Below are 14275 nucleotides of genomic sequence, written 5' to 3'. Positions count from 1 at the left end.
GCGCCCCCAACTCTCGGATTTACGTGAGTCTGGATCCATTGAACAAGATGCAGATGTGGTCCTTTTTGTGTTTCGTGAAGAATATTATGTAAAAAACAAAGAACCTACCGATAAGAACGATGTCCTTGCATATACAAAATGGCAAGAAGATCTAGAAAGAGTTAGAGGTATTGCCAATATTATTGTAGCCAAGCAACGACACGGACCAACGGGAACAGTTAGCCTCGCTTTCCAGCCAGAATTTACGCGCTTCTCTGTACTCGCGGATTCATCGTATAAACAATATGATAAGTTTTAAACTGAGGTTAGGTATATTGCTCAAATGCCCTCTCACAATAGCAAGAATCTCCCAGAACATCACAATGATTCCCTGCGGCTAAAAATTGATCTCTCAGCTCTTCGGGATAATTGGCATGATATGAATACACTTTCTGGCTCTGCGCGAACAGCAGCAGTGGTTAAAGGAAATGCTTATGGATTGGGTTTTGAAAAAATAGCACAAACACTCTATAAAGCTGGAGCTAAAGACTTTTTTGTTGCCTATGTAGAAGAAGGAGCTCGGTTACGTCCACACATACCAGAAGCAACAATTTTTGTCCTCAATGGTATATGGCCAGGACAAGAAAAAATTTTACTAAAAGAAAATTTGATCCCTGTTATTGCTTCTTCAGAACAATTGGATTTCTACTCTCAATTTATTGCCAACTGCTCCTCGTGTCCCTGTGCCTTGCAAGTTGATACAGGTTTTAATAGATTGGGAATCAATATAGCGAAAGCATTAAATTTTTCAAAAATATTATCTTTTAAAAAAAATTTTAAATTATCCTTGATACTAAGCCATCTTATTTGTGCAGATAATCCAGATTCTCCAAGGAATTTTTCACAACTACAATCATTTTCCTCTTTTGTTTCTAACTATAAAGGAGTAGAGGCAAGTTTATCCGCTTCAGCAGGAATATTGCTAGGGAAAAACTATCATTTCCAATTAACCCGTCCTGGAATTTCTCTTTATGGAGGAACAAACACAATCAATAAACTCCATCCTATGCGAACTGTTGTTACCGCAGAAGCACGCATCATTCTCATACGACAAGCACTTTCAGGAGAAGTCGTAAGTTATGGTGGAGAAAAAACACTGAAACGCGATAGCCTGATAGCAGTTGCTGCTATTGGTTATTCCGATGGCTATCCCCTCTCCCTCTCCGGAATAGATTCAGAAAATGGCACATCGCGACTTTCAGGTGGGAAAGGATTTGTAAAAGGTCATTTTGTCCCTATCCTAGGAAAAATAACAATGGACATGACAATGTTTGATATCACTGATGCCCCTGGAATACAGGTCGGTGATTACATCCAAATTTTTGGACCTAACATCAAATTGGATGAGATCGCCCTCGCAGCAGGAACCACAAACTATGAACTTCTTGTCAAACTTGGAATACGTTATGCAAGATATTACGTGTAAGAATTTCTTAAATAGTATAAAAATAGTGAGATAAAATCTCTATCAGACTTACTGACATAAAAACTTCAAGGAGACATCCTATCGTGGCGAAATTCCGATCTCAATATTTTTGTCAAAATTGTGGTGAAATCTCTTCACGATGGGCAGGAAAATGTGAATCATGCCATGAATGGAATACTCTTGTTGAAGACAATTCGATGAGAGAAATGGGGCAAAAATTCAACCAAACCATTAGAAAAGGCCGCTCTGTTCCCCTTGTCTTGCTTACAGATGAACCCGAAGAGGAGGAATCTCGTATTAAAACCACCATGAATGAACTTGACCGCGTTACGGGAGGAGGATTCGTACGTGGTTCAGTTATTTTGGTGGGAGGAGATCCAGGAATTGGAAAATCTACATTATTAATGCAAGCAGCTGCATCCTTGGCGTATAAAAAATACCATATAATCTATGTCTCTGGTGAAGAAGCAATAGGTCAAATAAGGTTGCGTGCCCAACGACTAAAAACCATTGATAGTGCGGTAGAAGTCGCTATTGAAACCAATGTTGAAGATATACTAACAACTCTTTCGAAAGGTAAAAAACCGGATGTCGTGATTATAGATTCTATACAAACATTATGGAGTCAAACAGCAGAATCTTCCCCAGGTACAGTGATACAGGTGCGTACGAGCGTGCAAGCAATTATCCAATATGCGAAAAAAAACAATGTTTCTGTGGTATTGGTTGGTCATGTTACAAAAGAGGGACAAATTGCCGGACCGCGGGTCATTGAGCATATGGTGGATGCCGTTTTATATTTTGAAGGGAGTGCACGCAATACACAGTATGATTATCGTATATTGCGTAGCGTGAAGAATCGTTTTGGTGCGACAGATGAAATAGGCGTTTTTGAAATGTCCGACAAAGGCTTACAGGAAGTTGCAGATCCCTCAAGGATATTCCTTTCCGAGCGAAACTCTACATCACCAGGAGCAGCTGTCTTCGCGGGCATCGAAGGAACACGTTGTATTTTAGTGGAAGTACAGTCTTTGGTTATACAAACCTCTCTTGGAATGCCTAGACGCACTATTGTCGGCTGGGATTCTGCTCGATTAGCGATGATTTTAGCCGTACTAGAAGCACGTTGCGGCATAAAATTTGGAAATCATGACGTTCATCTAAACGTAGCAGGTGGTTATCGTATATCTGAACCAGCTGCCGATCTTGCTGTTGCAGCTGCACTTATTTCTTCTATTCTTTCTATCCCTTTACCTAGTGATTGTGTATATTTTGGAGAAGTCAGCCTATCAGGAGCGATAAGACCCGTTGGATATACTCAACAACGATTAAAAGAAGCAGAAAAACTTGGTTTTTTATTAGGAATTATACCAGAACAACCTTCTGGAGAATGTAAAATAGGAGCGATTAATGGTAAATTCGTCAATAACCTTAATAATCTCGTAAAACAAATTACCGATCTTCCAAATACAAAGAAAGACGTTTCTTAAGAACAAACAAAGGAATTAAATATATCATGGGAATTACATATTTTGACATTCTCTGCCTTGGCGTAATATTATTTTCAGCTATGCTAGCAATGGTACGTGGCATGTTTCATGAAATAATTTCTATAGCTAATTGGACTATTGCATTCGCAACAACTAACTATTTATATCCACTATTATTAGGAATAATATCCCACTATATCCTAAGCAAGCAAATAGCAATGTTAGTGACGGTAGTGCCATTATTCTTGGTTATACTGATTTTGGTTTCTGCCCTTATGGCAATAATTACAGGTCCTATTAATAAAATTCATTCCAAACCTTTTGATCGATCCTTAGGATTTTTATTTGGAGGAATACGTGGATTATTAGTGCTTATAGTAGCCACTTCTTTCTGGAATTTAATGGTCAGCAAAAACAAAGAACCTGATTGGATTAATTTTTCCAAATCAAAATATTTTCTCGATATTATGGTCAATAAGTTGTCATTAACTACTGAATCTACCCAACTTGCCAAGAATCTGGACATAATCAAAGATCACAAGTCATTTTAACAATAATTTTACCCTAGAAATCTTAAACGGTTCTTTCCTTTTACCGCAAATAAAGATGTTATTACCATGCATAGCAGTATATACATACGAAAAGCTTCATAACTCAAAAAGCTTATATTCGGCTTATGCAACTCTACAATAGGATTTACCCGATAGCTCTTTGCATAAATAATGATTCCCCTAAAAGGTATAAAAAAATGAAATATCCTTTTAAAACCGTCAATTTTGATAAAAAAAGTTGTAATCAACTTAACGAAAAATGTGGACTTTTTGGAATTCTTGGACATCCAGATGCAGCAACTTTGACTGCCGTCGGATTACACGCTCTTCAGCACCGCGGACAAGAATCAGCAGGAATAACATCTTTTGATGGGAAAAAATTTTACTCTGAACGACATATGGGATTAGTTGGAGATCACTATACGAATCCAGAAATATTATCTCTTTTACCAGGAAACATGGCCGTTGGACATGTCCGATACTCTACTACTGGAGATAAGGTTTTAAGAAATGTACAGCCATTATTTGCTGACCTTGCAGAAGGAGGCATCGCTATAGCGCATAATGGCAATTACACTAATGGTTTAGCTTTACGTAAACAATTGATTTCCGAAGGAGCTATTTTTCAATCCACTTCTGATACAGAAGCTGTATTGCATCTTATTGCACGTTCTAAAAAGGATTCTTCTTCGGATCGTTTCATTGATGCCTTAGGACACCTACAAGGTGCATATGCAATGTTAGCTCTAACAAGAACGAAATTAATCGCAACACGTGATCCCGTAGGCATTCGCCCTCTAGTAATGGGAGAGCTTCATGGAAAACCTATTTTTTGTTCCGAAACATGTGCTTTGGATATCACCGGAGCTCGATACATCCGAGATATAGAAAACGGAGAAACAGTTGTTTGTGAAATCCAAGAAAATGGCTCTATCACAATTAACTCTTATAAAAATTCTCATTCTCAACCCGAGCGCATGTGTATATTTGAGTATGTTTACTTTGCTCGACCCGATTCGGTGATAAGTGGACGAAGCATTTATGTTACTCGCCGAAACATGGGGATTAACCTAGCAAAAGAATCACCTGTTGCAGCAGATATGGTCATTCCGATTCCAGATGGCGGAACACCTGCTGCTATAGGATACGCAAAAGAGACTGGCATTCCTTTTGAATTGGGTATCATTCGAAATCACTATGTAGGACGCACTTTTATTGAACCATCTCATCAAATCCGAGCTTTTGGAGTTAAACTGAAACATTCTGCAAATCGTACAATACTTGAAGGTAAGCGCGTGGTACTAATTGATGATTCAGTTGTCCGCGGAACTACATCGGTAAAAATCGTCCAATTGATACGAAATTCCGGCGCAAAAGAAGTACACCTTCGAGTAGCAAGTCCGATGGTACAGCATCCTGATTTCTACGGCATAGATCTTCCAGAATCCGATTCACTTTTTGCAAATAAATGTAGTTCTCTACAAGAAATGTGTGATTTCATTGGTGTTGATTCTTTGGAATTTTTATCAATTGACGGTTTATATAAAGCTATTTGTGGCTTACCACGTGACCCAAATAACCCCGCATTTGCTGATCACTGTTTTACAGGAGATTATCCAACCCCTCTCTTAGATCAGAAGAATCAATATGATTCTCAAGAATTATCGATGATGGCCAGTTCATGAGCAATTTAAAATCTGACGAGATCTGCTATAATATGAATTTAAAAAATCGGCTAGCACTTGTCACAGGTGCATCTCGCGGTATTGGCTATTATACCGCCCTAGAATTATCAAAAGCTGGAGCACATGTCATCGCTTGTGCTCGTACTATTAGCAAATTAGAAGAACTCCGCAATACCTTGCAAAATCTCAAAAAGAAAATAGATATCATCGCATTTGATCTACAGGATATACAGGCTATTGATTTAGGAAAGCTATATATTGCACGACGCTGGGGAAAACTAGACATTCTTATCGCTAATGCTGGTATTCTTGGCCCCATTTGTCCTCTTGAAAAAATTCAGGAAACATCTTTTAAAAATGTCTTATCAGTTAATGTCGTGGCCAATTGGCATCTTATTCGCTCTTTTAGCCCCTTGCTTACAAAATCTGATTTTGGCCGAGCCATAATGGTTTCATCTGGTGCTGCACATAAGTGCCGTCCATTTTGGGGAGCTTATTCTGCTTCTAAAGCAGCCGTTGAAACACTGGTGCGCACTTGGGCGAATGAAACAGCAAATACTGCTTTGCGCATTATCAGCATAGATCCAGGACCTACGCGCACTGCTATGCGTGCACAAGCCAAACCAGAAGAAGATCCTAAAACTGTGCCTCATCCAGAAAAGATTGCACAAATGATTGCCCGCTTATCCTCATCACAGACAATTGAAACAGGAAAATTGTTTTCTGCTCAAAAAGGACGTTTCGTGGAATATATTTCTCCTGAATAAAAACGATTTTATTGTTGGTACGGATTTTGATCTATCTGGTTTTCCATGAAAAGACATCCGCTTTAACAAGAGCATTATCCCGCAGCCCCCCCGTGGACGTTTATGTTCAACAAAAAGCCATACAAGGGTATATATTTAAAGACATCATAAAAACCGGATAGAAGTATATCGAAATATATCGCGCGGAGAGCTATGCAAAACGCGATATGGCACAAGAAAGACGCAGAAGCCATAAATATTTATATTTCTTACTGATCTTAAACAAACGGGCAAGTATAAGATTAATTGATGCCGTTGTTAAAAATTACGTAAGAAGAATACGGCAATAATCCATTAAAGGTGAATAAATCTACGATAATGCCCCCCTCCTCGTCCCTCGCGCAGTATGGGGATATCATAGGGTATTTAGAAAAAGATTGTCTGTTTAAATGTTCTCCCGTCGACTCATCTCTTTTTCTCTTGTAGCAGGAAGATCTCCTTCCATATAGAGGAAAAATCTTTCTGTCTTACTCTTTTAACGAATCCTTTTTATTCATGAATTGATTCACGCAAAACAATCGTTTATGCCGACGAAGGAAACCTTATTCCCCCTTTAGGATTTGTAAATAACGGTTTATAATCCTCATTATGTCAAAGACGGCGATATAGTTTAAATCCTATTTTCCGACGAGGATATTGAGGGATAGAAGTCTTCTACATCCCTTTTGTCTCGTTCAGAATTCTCATTTGAGAAAGTAGATGGCATAAGTTAAATGAATCATTCTTGCTAGAATTGAGAAATATCTTATCAAGTTATATGATTAATGTGATCCTGCCGTTTTAAGAGCAATGTCTTGCGTTGATTTGGGTCAACGATCCTTATCTATGATATTAGAGACGTGATAAGAAGAGTGTTTTCAATCAAGGTGCAAGAAGAACCTCTCCCCCCTCCCTATAGAAAAATTTTACAGTAGTTATACAATACAATTTTGATTTTTTACCGATACTGTAGTATTTATCGCAGGGGTAGATATACAGAGATTCTGTACTCTCTATAGAATCGATCAGATTCTCTTGCTCTACATATTCAGGTCGTATCAATTCAAAGTTGCAACATGAATATAATATTGGCAATAAGTGTTATGGATATCCACCTTGTGAAAAGATCTTTATATGAAAAACACCCTGAAAATATACAATACTTTGGAACGCAAAACGACTGAATTCCAAGCAATAGATCCCACCAATGTTAGGATGTATGTTTGTGGTCCGACTGTTTATGATTTTGCCCATATTGGCAATGCCAGACCCCTTATTGTTTTCGATGTATTATATCGATTGCTCCGATATATTTATGGTGTAAAATGCGTAACTTATGTCCGTAATATTACAGACATAGATGACAAAATCATTGTACGTGCTCGTCAAGATTATCCGTCTATGCGAATTAAAGATGCGATGCGCATCGTTACAGAAAAAACCGAACAACAATTTCTCAAAGATGCAGATATACTTGGGTGTCTTGTCCCCACACATCAGCCACGTGCTACAAAACATATTCCTCAAATGGTGGACTTAATAAAAAAGCTTACTACAAATGGACATGCATATGAATCGAATGGAGAAATTTTATTTGATACAAATTCTGTAAAAAATTACGGATGCCTCTCTAAACGCGATATTAAAAAGCAAAAAATAGGAGCACGCGTACCGGCGGATGCCCATAAGAAAAATCACACTGATTTTGTTCTTTGGAAACTTTCCGGGGAAAAAGAACCAGGATGGGAATCTCCTTGGGGAAGAGGTCGTCCTGGTTGGCACATAGAATGTTCTGCTATGTGTTCTCATTATCTGGGTCAATCATTTGATATTCATGGTGGGGGACTTGATTTAATTTTTCCACATCATGAAAACGAAATTGCACAATCTTGCTGCGCTTATCACACAGAAACACTGTCCAATATCTGGATCCACAACGGCTTTCTAAACCTGGAAGGTCGAAAGATGTCAAAATCCGAAGGGAATTTCATCACTATTAACGACCTTCTCAAATCCAAAAAATTTGGTGGACGCTCTTGGCCCGCTCCAGTAATACGCTTAGCCATGCTGATGACTCATTATCGTGAACCCATTAATTTCACCGTTCATCGTTTAATAGAAGCCGAAAAAATACTATCCAAATGGCCACAAACTGCTGAATCTGGGAATAAACCTGATTTTTCAGTTCTTTCTGCACTCTTCAACGATCTCAATACCGTAGAAGCAACACAAGCACTCCATAGATTAGCTCACGACGCAAATAAAAATTCTGAACTGCTTTCCACATTTATCGCAAGTGCAAATATTTTGGGAATCAAACTTCCTCAAGATGATCTCAATCAAAAAATATCAGAATCCATTGAAAAATTAGTACAACAACGCCTCCTTCTTCTGGAAGAAAAGAATTTCCCGGCGGCGGATTACATAAGAAATTCTCTGGAAAGCAAAGGTTTTTTTCTAAAAGATCACAAAGATCCTAATAGCGGAAAACGCTTTACCTCTTGGGAGGCAAAAAAATAGATTCTCATCCATAGATATAAAAATATTTCTTACTTATAGAGACGATTCTAAATATTCTAGGTGATTTACTCGCTTTTTGGATGCGTGTTTTTTTATAATTGAGGAAAAAAAGAATTCTTACAAAATTCAAAGATACCTTTTTCTTATTGTAATAAAATCTGCGCAATTCTCAAAATAAAAACAGATGAAAAAATTGATCGCCTTTGAAGCATTATCAACAACTAATAAGTTGTATTATTAGATTGTATTTCCTATCTATATCAAATAGAATATTCACAATATGCTATTTTGGCTAATTTTTCTCACGCGCTCTTATAGGTGTTTGTCCTGGCTAAGCAGAACTCTCTAAACTCTAGGATTTTAAAAAAATCCACAACTTTTTCTGGAAGTCACGGAGTTTTTTTGTCACTCCTAGTTCATGTTTGGTGGGGATTTTCCCCTCTATATTTTCGCTTCATAAGCGACACAAACGCTATTGAGATCATTGCCCATCGTGTCCTATGGTCCTTGCCATCAATTGCATTAGCCGTTATGTTTTCTGAGGGACTACATGCGGTAAAATCCATCATCAAAAATCCTATAGTATTATTAAGAATTGTGATAAATGCAGGCCTTCTAGCTCTCTACTGGTTTTTATTTACATATACTACAATATCACAGCCACTGGAAGTATCGCTCGGTTTATTTATCAGCTCTCTTCTATCCATCTCTCTAGGTACTATTCTTCTTAAAGAACCTTTAAAACGCTCGCAAATTATTCCTATCTGTTTAATAGTTATTGCTATCGGTATAATGTCCACAGGTGTTGGTGGCCTACCATGGCTATCCTTGGCAATTGCCGGAGTACGAAGCATATATTTTTTCTATCGGAAGACAATCCCTGCCGATCCTAATAGTGGCTTGCTCATAGAAATGATTGTTCTCTCAATTCCAGCTGCTGTTATCGCATTCGGCTTCACAAAGATTACGGGGGGAAAAAGTGGATTTTTGAACAACTCTTCTTATACGATATTATTGATTGGATACAGTGCAATCAGTGGTTTTTTTGCCTGCATATTTTCGTATGCCATTAAAATAACAAAATTATCTTATATCGGGATCATGGGATACATTACACCGACTATCATTTTTATGGACACAGTCTTCTTGCTTAAAAAGAGCGTAAGCCTAGAAGAAATAATCGCCTTTAGCCTTGTAATATGCGCCTCAGCTATCTACGCAATCCCAGCGTATTTGGATGCCCGCAAAAAAGAAAGAGATGAAGATAACTCCTTAAAGAAGAGCTAATTTATAGGAAAAGGATATCTTTTTCTTATTATACTAAAATCTGCGCAATTCTCAAAATAAAAACAGATGAAAAAATTGAGCGTCTTTGAATCACTATAAAACAATCACTAATAGTTGTTCCGGTTTGCTTTATCTAACTATAGTATATATAATTGCTATAATATTCTATTTTAGCTCATTTTTCTGACGCGTTCTTATAGGGGTTATTATGGATAAGAAAAACTCTTTAAATTCCAACATCTCAAAACAATCCACATTTTTTTCTGGCAATCATGGTTTTTTTTTGTCTTTCTTATCTCAAATTTGGTGGGGATTTTCTCCTCTATATTTGAGGCTCATAAAAGATGTAAACGCTATCGAGATCATTGCCCAACGTGTCCTATGGACACTGCCAATAATGATGTTGTCCGTTTCTCTTTTTGAGGGACTACATGTGGTGAGGTCTGCACTTACAAAACCCCAAGTATTATTAAGACTGATAATAAATGCAGGTATTCTATCTATCCACTGGTTTTTATTTATATACGCCTCAATTTCAGGAAAATCATTAGAAGCATCGTTCGGGATGTTTATGTGTCCCCTTATATCCATATTAATAGGCGCTATTCTTCTCAAAGATCCTTTAAGTCCATCGCAAATTCTCCCTATCGGTTTAATAGCTATTGCTATAGCTATAATGTTCATAAGAATTGGAAATTTACCATGGCTATCCTTGGGGATAGCCGGAACATGGGTCGTATATTCTTTCTGTCGCAAGACAATCCCTGCCGGTCCTAATAGTGGCTTTCTCCTAGAAATGATAGTCCTCACAATTCCAGCTATTTTTATTACATTCGGGCTTGAAAAGGTTACGGGAGAAAAGATTTACTTTTTAACCAGCATTTCTCATACAATGCTATTACTTGGATACGGTTTAAGCAGCGGGCTTGGTTTCTGCATATTTTCGTATGCCATTAAAATAACGAGATTATCTTACATAGGGATTATGGGATATATTTCTCCGACTATTATGTTTATAAACACTGCCTTCTTACTGAAGCAGAGCGTAAGCCCAGAAGAGACGATCGTCTTTATCCTTGTAATATGTGCTTCAGTTATCTATGCAATCCCAGCGTATTTGGATGCCCGCAAAAAAGAAAGCGATGAAGACACCTCCTTAAAGAAGAGCTAATTTATAGGAAAAGGATATCTTTTTCTTATTGTACTAAAATCTGCGCAATTCTCAAAATAAAAACAGATGAAAAATTAAGCATCTTGGAAGACTGATAATGAGCCTATCAAGCGTTATATTGGATTGAATTTACTAATTAAAAGTATATAGTCTTCTTATAATATTCTATTTTGGTTAATTTCTTTAATACGTTCTTATAGGATTCTATCATGATTAAGCAAAACTCTCTGAATTCCGGAATCTCAAAACAATCCAAAGCTATTGGCGGCAGTCATGGCGTTATTATATCGTTCCTGACCTACATTTGCTGGGGATTTGTTCCTCTATATATGAGATTCATGAGCGAGATAAACGTCATTGAGATCATTGCCCATCGTGTTCTATGGTCCTTGCCAGCCATTGCATTAGCCGTTGCGTTTTTTGAGGGACTACATGCAGTAAAGTCTATCTGCAAAAATCCCCAAGTATTATTAAAGATTATGATAAATGCAATGATTCTAGCTGCTCACTGGGGTCTTTATATATACTCTGTGGTGTCAGGAAATTTGTTGAAGGCATCGCTCGCTTTCTTTATCAGTCCCCTCCTATCCATCTCTCTAGGTACTATTCTTCTTAAAGAACCTTTAAAACGCTCGCAAATTATTCCTATCGGTTTAATAGTTGTTGCTATCGGTATAATGTCCACAGGTGTTGGTGGCCTACCATGGCTATCCTTAGCAATCGCTGGGACATGGAGCATCTATGCTTTCTTTCGGAAGACGATTCCTGCTGATCCTAATAGCGGCTTTCTCCTAGAAATGATCGCTCTCTCAATTCCGGCTACTGTTATCGCATTCGGCTTCACAAAGATTGTAGGGGAAAGCAGTTACTTTGTGAAAGACACTCATTATGCGATGCTATTAATTGGATACGGTTTAATTAATGGAATTTTGTTCTGCACGTTTTCGTATGCTCTTAAAATAACGAGGTTATCTTATATAGGGATCATGGAATACATTGCGCCGACTATCATGCTTATAAACACTATTTTCTTACTGAAGCAGAGTGTAAGCCCAATAGAGATAGTTGCTTTTAGTATCGTAATGTGTGCCTCAGTTATCTATGCAATCCCAGCATACTTGGATGCTTGCAACAAAGAATAAGATAATTTCCTCTGCTAAGATAACAAGATCTTAGATTCGTCTGTTTTCAAAGATCGTCTTTTCATTGGCTGGTACTATAGATCCCATGGCATTGATTTTAAATGATTATACTTTTTTTTATCGCTTTTTCCCTTGTTTCCAAAGGTTAAGAAAAGAGATATTTCTATTATAATCAACAGTCATGGGATTTATGATCAGTTTTTTTTTGCAAAGCAATCAATCCGATTGTTCTGATTATAGCTTTTTTATAAGAAAATTTTATTCCTGAATAATATTTATTGCTACGTGTTTTGTCTTTTAAAACTATATTAAAAATTGTATGCTTATACAGTGTAAGTTGATTATAGATCTGCAATCTTCCTGAAAATGTCATTAATGTTTCGCACCACTTCTAGTATCCTCAAAAAGCTTTTTCCATACTTATGGCCGAGGGATCGCAAAGATCTAAAAATACGGATTTTAGGCGCGATGTTCTTTCTTGTCACATCCAAGTTATTGTTACTTGGAATCCCTTTTCTGTATAAAGGGGCAACGGATTATCTGTCCAACAAATCATTTCTTGCCGAGGAAGAAACCTATCTCAAATGGGGCACAGTTCTGATCATTGCTTATGGCATGATGCGTATCATGAACTTAGTGTTGGTTCAACTCCGTGATTTCCTCTTTGCTAAAGTTGGGCAATACGCGGTACGCACCCTGCATTATCAAGTTTTCTCACATATATACAACTTATCACAACGCTTTCATCTTGAATACAAAGTTGGAAGACTATCTTCTGCTATAGGAAGTGGAATTAGAAGTATAGAAGCAATCGTTCGTATTATAGTTGTTTATTTGATACCAACAATTTTTGAATTTTTGACCGCCATGATTTTCTTATGGATTTTTTATGGCTATACTTATGTCGTAGTAGTCGCACTTACAATTATTCTCTATTCTTGGTTTACGATACAGGCAAGTAATTGGCGTATAGGTATTTTTCGGAAAATGAACGATCTTAGTCACGAATGTAACGCTAAGGTTTTAGACGCTTTAGTTAATTTTGAAACAGTCAAGTATTTTAATTCTGAAAAATTTGAAATCAAAAATTTTGAGCAATCCATAACACAATATGAACGAGCAGCAATACCTGTTTTAACGTCTCTGGGATGGCTAAACCTCGGTCAGGGAATAATTTTCAGTGCAGGAATGGTAATACTCATGATCATGTCAGCTCGCGCCATCTACATTGGACAACAAACCATTGGCGACTATGTCTTCATGAATGCGCTGCTTTCACAACTTTCTAGACCACTAGATATCATTGGAACAATTTACCGGGACGCCCGTCAAAGTTTCGTCGAAATTGAAACTTTATTGTATCTTCTCGATGAAAAAATAGAAATAGAGGATAAACCGAGCGCTCCAGCCTTAAAAATAAACCGAAGTTCTGTAACCTTCGACAATGTTTTCTTTCATTATAATCCTGATCGTCCGATTCTCAAAGGGATTTCGTTTGAAATACCAGCTGGAAAAACAGTGGCACTTGTTGGAAAAACTGGATCTGGAAAATCGACTATTTCCAGAATTATTTATCGATTATATGATATACAAAACGGTTCTATTCATATTGATGGACAAGATATACGAACAGTTACCCAAGAATCCTTGCGAGAAGCCATTGGTATAGTTCCACAAGATGGAATTCTATTTAATAATACAATAGGTTATAATATTCTCTATGGACGCCCTGATGCATCCAATGCAGAGTTAGATGCCGCTGTTGAAGTTTCTCAACTCAAATCGCTCATTGCGAATTTACCAAACGGCTATGAAACTATAGTGGGAGAACGTGGACTAAAATTATCAGGAGGAGAAAAACAGCGTATTGCCATAGCCCGTACCATTCTTAAAAATCCTCCCATCTTGATCTTTGATGAAGCAACCTCATCTCTTGATACAATTACGGAACAACAAATCCAAATAGCGTTGGATTCCTTATCAAAAAATCGCACTACTTTAATCATTGCTCATAGATTATCTACGATTATCAATGCTGATCAGATCATTGTCTTGCACGAAGGAAAAATTATAGAGTATGGATCCCATGCAGATCTCATATCACGCAATGGCATTTATGCCTCCATGTGGATGAAACAACAAAAGAATTCAAATAAATAAAATTTAAAGAAATATTTTA

At 37.4% G+C, this 14275-nt stretch carries 11 protein-coding genes; all 11 read left to right on the top strand.

Annotation, left to right across the window (positions count from 1 at the left end; all coding sequences use genetic code 11):
* Nucleotides 1-298 (top strand): DnaB-like helicase C-terminal domain-containing protein (locus H0G72_RS02635; protein WP_310649479.1); only part of this gene is annotated, 298 nt, incomplete at its 5' end.
* Nucleotides 299-322: 24 nt separating this feature from the next.
* Nucleotides 323-1465 carry an alanine racemase gene (alr, locus tag H0G72_RS02630; RefSeq protein ID WP_182017244.1) on the top strand — a complete coding sequence of 381 codons (1143 nt, stop codon included), beginning with the start codon at nucleotides 323-325 and terminating at the stop codon, nucleotides 1463-1465.
* 83 nt (nucleotides 1466-1548) lie between these two features.
* Nucleotides 1549-2955 (top strand): DNA repair protein RadA, encoded by a 1407-nt coding sequence (gene radA, locus H0G72_RS02625; protein WP_182017243.1) that lies wholly within the window; start codon nucleotides 1549-1551, stop codon nucleotides 2953-2955.
* A gap of 26 nt (nucleotides 2956-2981) precedes the next feature.
* On the top strand, nucleotides 2982-3506 hold the full coding sequence (locus tag H0G72_RS02620) for a CvpA family protein (RefSeq protein ID WP_182017242.1): 525 nt from the start codon (nucleotides 2982-2984) through the stop codon (nucleotides 3504-3506).
* 197 nt (nucleotides 3507-3703) lie between these two features.
* Complete coding sequence (purF, locus tag H0G72_RS02615; RefSeq protein WP_182017241.1) at nucleotides 3704-5191, top strand: amidophosphoribosyltransferase; 1488 nt, start codon at nucleotides 3704-3706, stop codon at nucleotides 5189-5191.
* A 32-nt stretch (nucleotides 5192-5223) separates the two neighbouring features.
* Nucleotides 5224-5958: an SDR family NAD(P)-dependent oxidoreductase gene (locus tag H0G72_RS02610; protein WP_259345109.1), complete on the top strand. Its 735-nt coding sequence runs from the start codon at nucleotides 5224-5226 to the stop codon at nucleotides 5956-5958.
* A gap of 1152 nt (nucleotides 5959-7110) precedes the next feature.
* Nucleotides 7111-8496 carry a cysteine--tRNA ligase gene (gene cysS / locus H0G72_RS02605; RefSeq protein ID WP_182017239.1) on the top strand — a complete coding sequence of 462 codons (1386 nt, stop codon included), beginning with the start codon at nucleotides 7111-7113 and terminating at the stop codon, nucleotides 8494-8496.
* A gap of 402 nt (nucleotides 8497-8898) precedes the next feature.
* Nucleotides 8899-9783, top strand: a complete 885-nt coding sequence (locus H0G72_RS02600) for an EamA family transporter (RefSeq protein WP_182017238.1) — start codon at nucleotides 8899-8901, stop codon at nucleotides 9781-9783.
* Between the two features lie 208 nt (nucleotides 9784-9991).
* Nucleotides 9992-10954 (top strand): EamA family transporter RarD, encoded by a 963-nt coding sequence (rarD, locus tag H0G72_RS02595; protein WP_182017237.1) that lies wholly within the window; start codon nucleotides 9992-9994, stop codon nucleotides 10952-10954.
* Between the two features lie 209 nt (nucleotides 10955-11163).
* A complete protein-coding gene (gene rarD, locus H0G72_RS02590) occupies nucleotides 11164-12096 on the top strand; it encodes an EamA family transporter RarD (RefSeq protein ID WP_182017236.1) in 933 nt (310 codons plus the stop codon).
* Between the two features lie 366 nt (nucleotides 12097-12462).
* Entirely contained in the window at nucleotides 12463-14256 is a 1794-nt protein-coding gene (locus H0G72_RS02585) for an ABCB family ABC transporter ATP-binding protein/permease (RefSeq protein ID WP_259345108.1), read from the top strand.
* Nucleotides 14257-14275 lie beyond the last annotated feature (19 nt).

Origin of the sequence: Candidatus Liberibacter sp., from assembly GCF_014048425.1 — a bacterium.
Lineage (GTDB): Bacteria > Pseudomonadota > Alphaproteobacteria > Rhizobiales > Rhizobiaceae > Liberibacter.
This window is presented reverse-complemented; position numbering and strand designations above follow the sequence as displayed.

Coding starts and splice junctions, on each gene's coding strand:
- alr (WP_182017244.1), top strand. CDS start 323: ATGCCCTCTCACAATAGCAAGAATCTCCCAGAACATCACAATGATTCC.
- rarD (WP_182017237.1), top strand. CDS start 9,992: ATGGATAAGAAAAACTCTTTAAATTCCAACATCTCAAAACAATCCACA.
- H0G72_RS02620 (WP_182017242.1), top strand. CDS start 2,982: ATGGGAATTACATATTTTGACATTCTCTGCCTTGGCGTAATATTATTT.
- rarD (WP_182017236.1), top strand. CDS start 11,164: ATGATTAAGCAAAACTCTCTGAATTCCGGAATCTCAAAACAATCCAAA.
- H0G72_RS02610 (WP_259345109.1), top strand. CDS start 5,224: ATGAATTTAAAAAATCGGCTAGCACTTGTCACAGGTGCATCTCGCGGT.
- cysS (WP_182017239.1), top strand. CDS start 7,111: ATGAAAAACACCCTGAAAATATACAATACTTTGGAACGCAAAACGACT.
- H0G72_RS02585 (WP_259345108.1), top strand. CDS start 12,463: ATGTCATTAATGTTTCGCACCACTTCTAGTATCCTCAAAAAGCTTTTT.
- purF (WP_182017241.1), top strand. CDS start 3,704: ATGAAATATCCTTTTAAAACCGTCAATTTTGATAAAAAAAGTTGTAAT.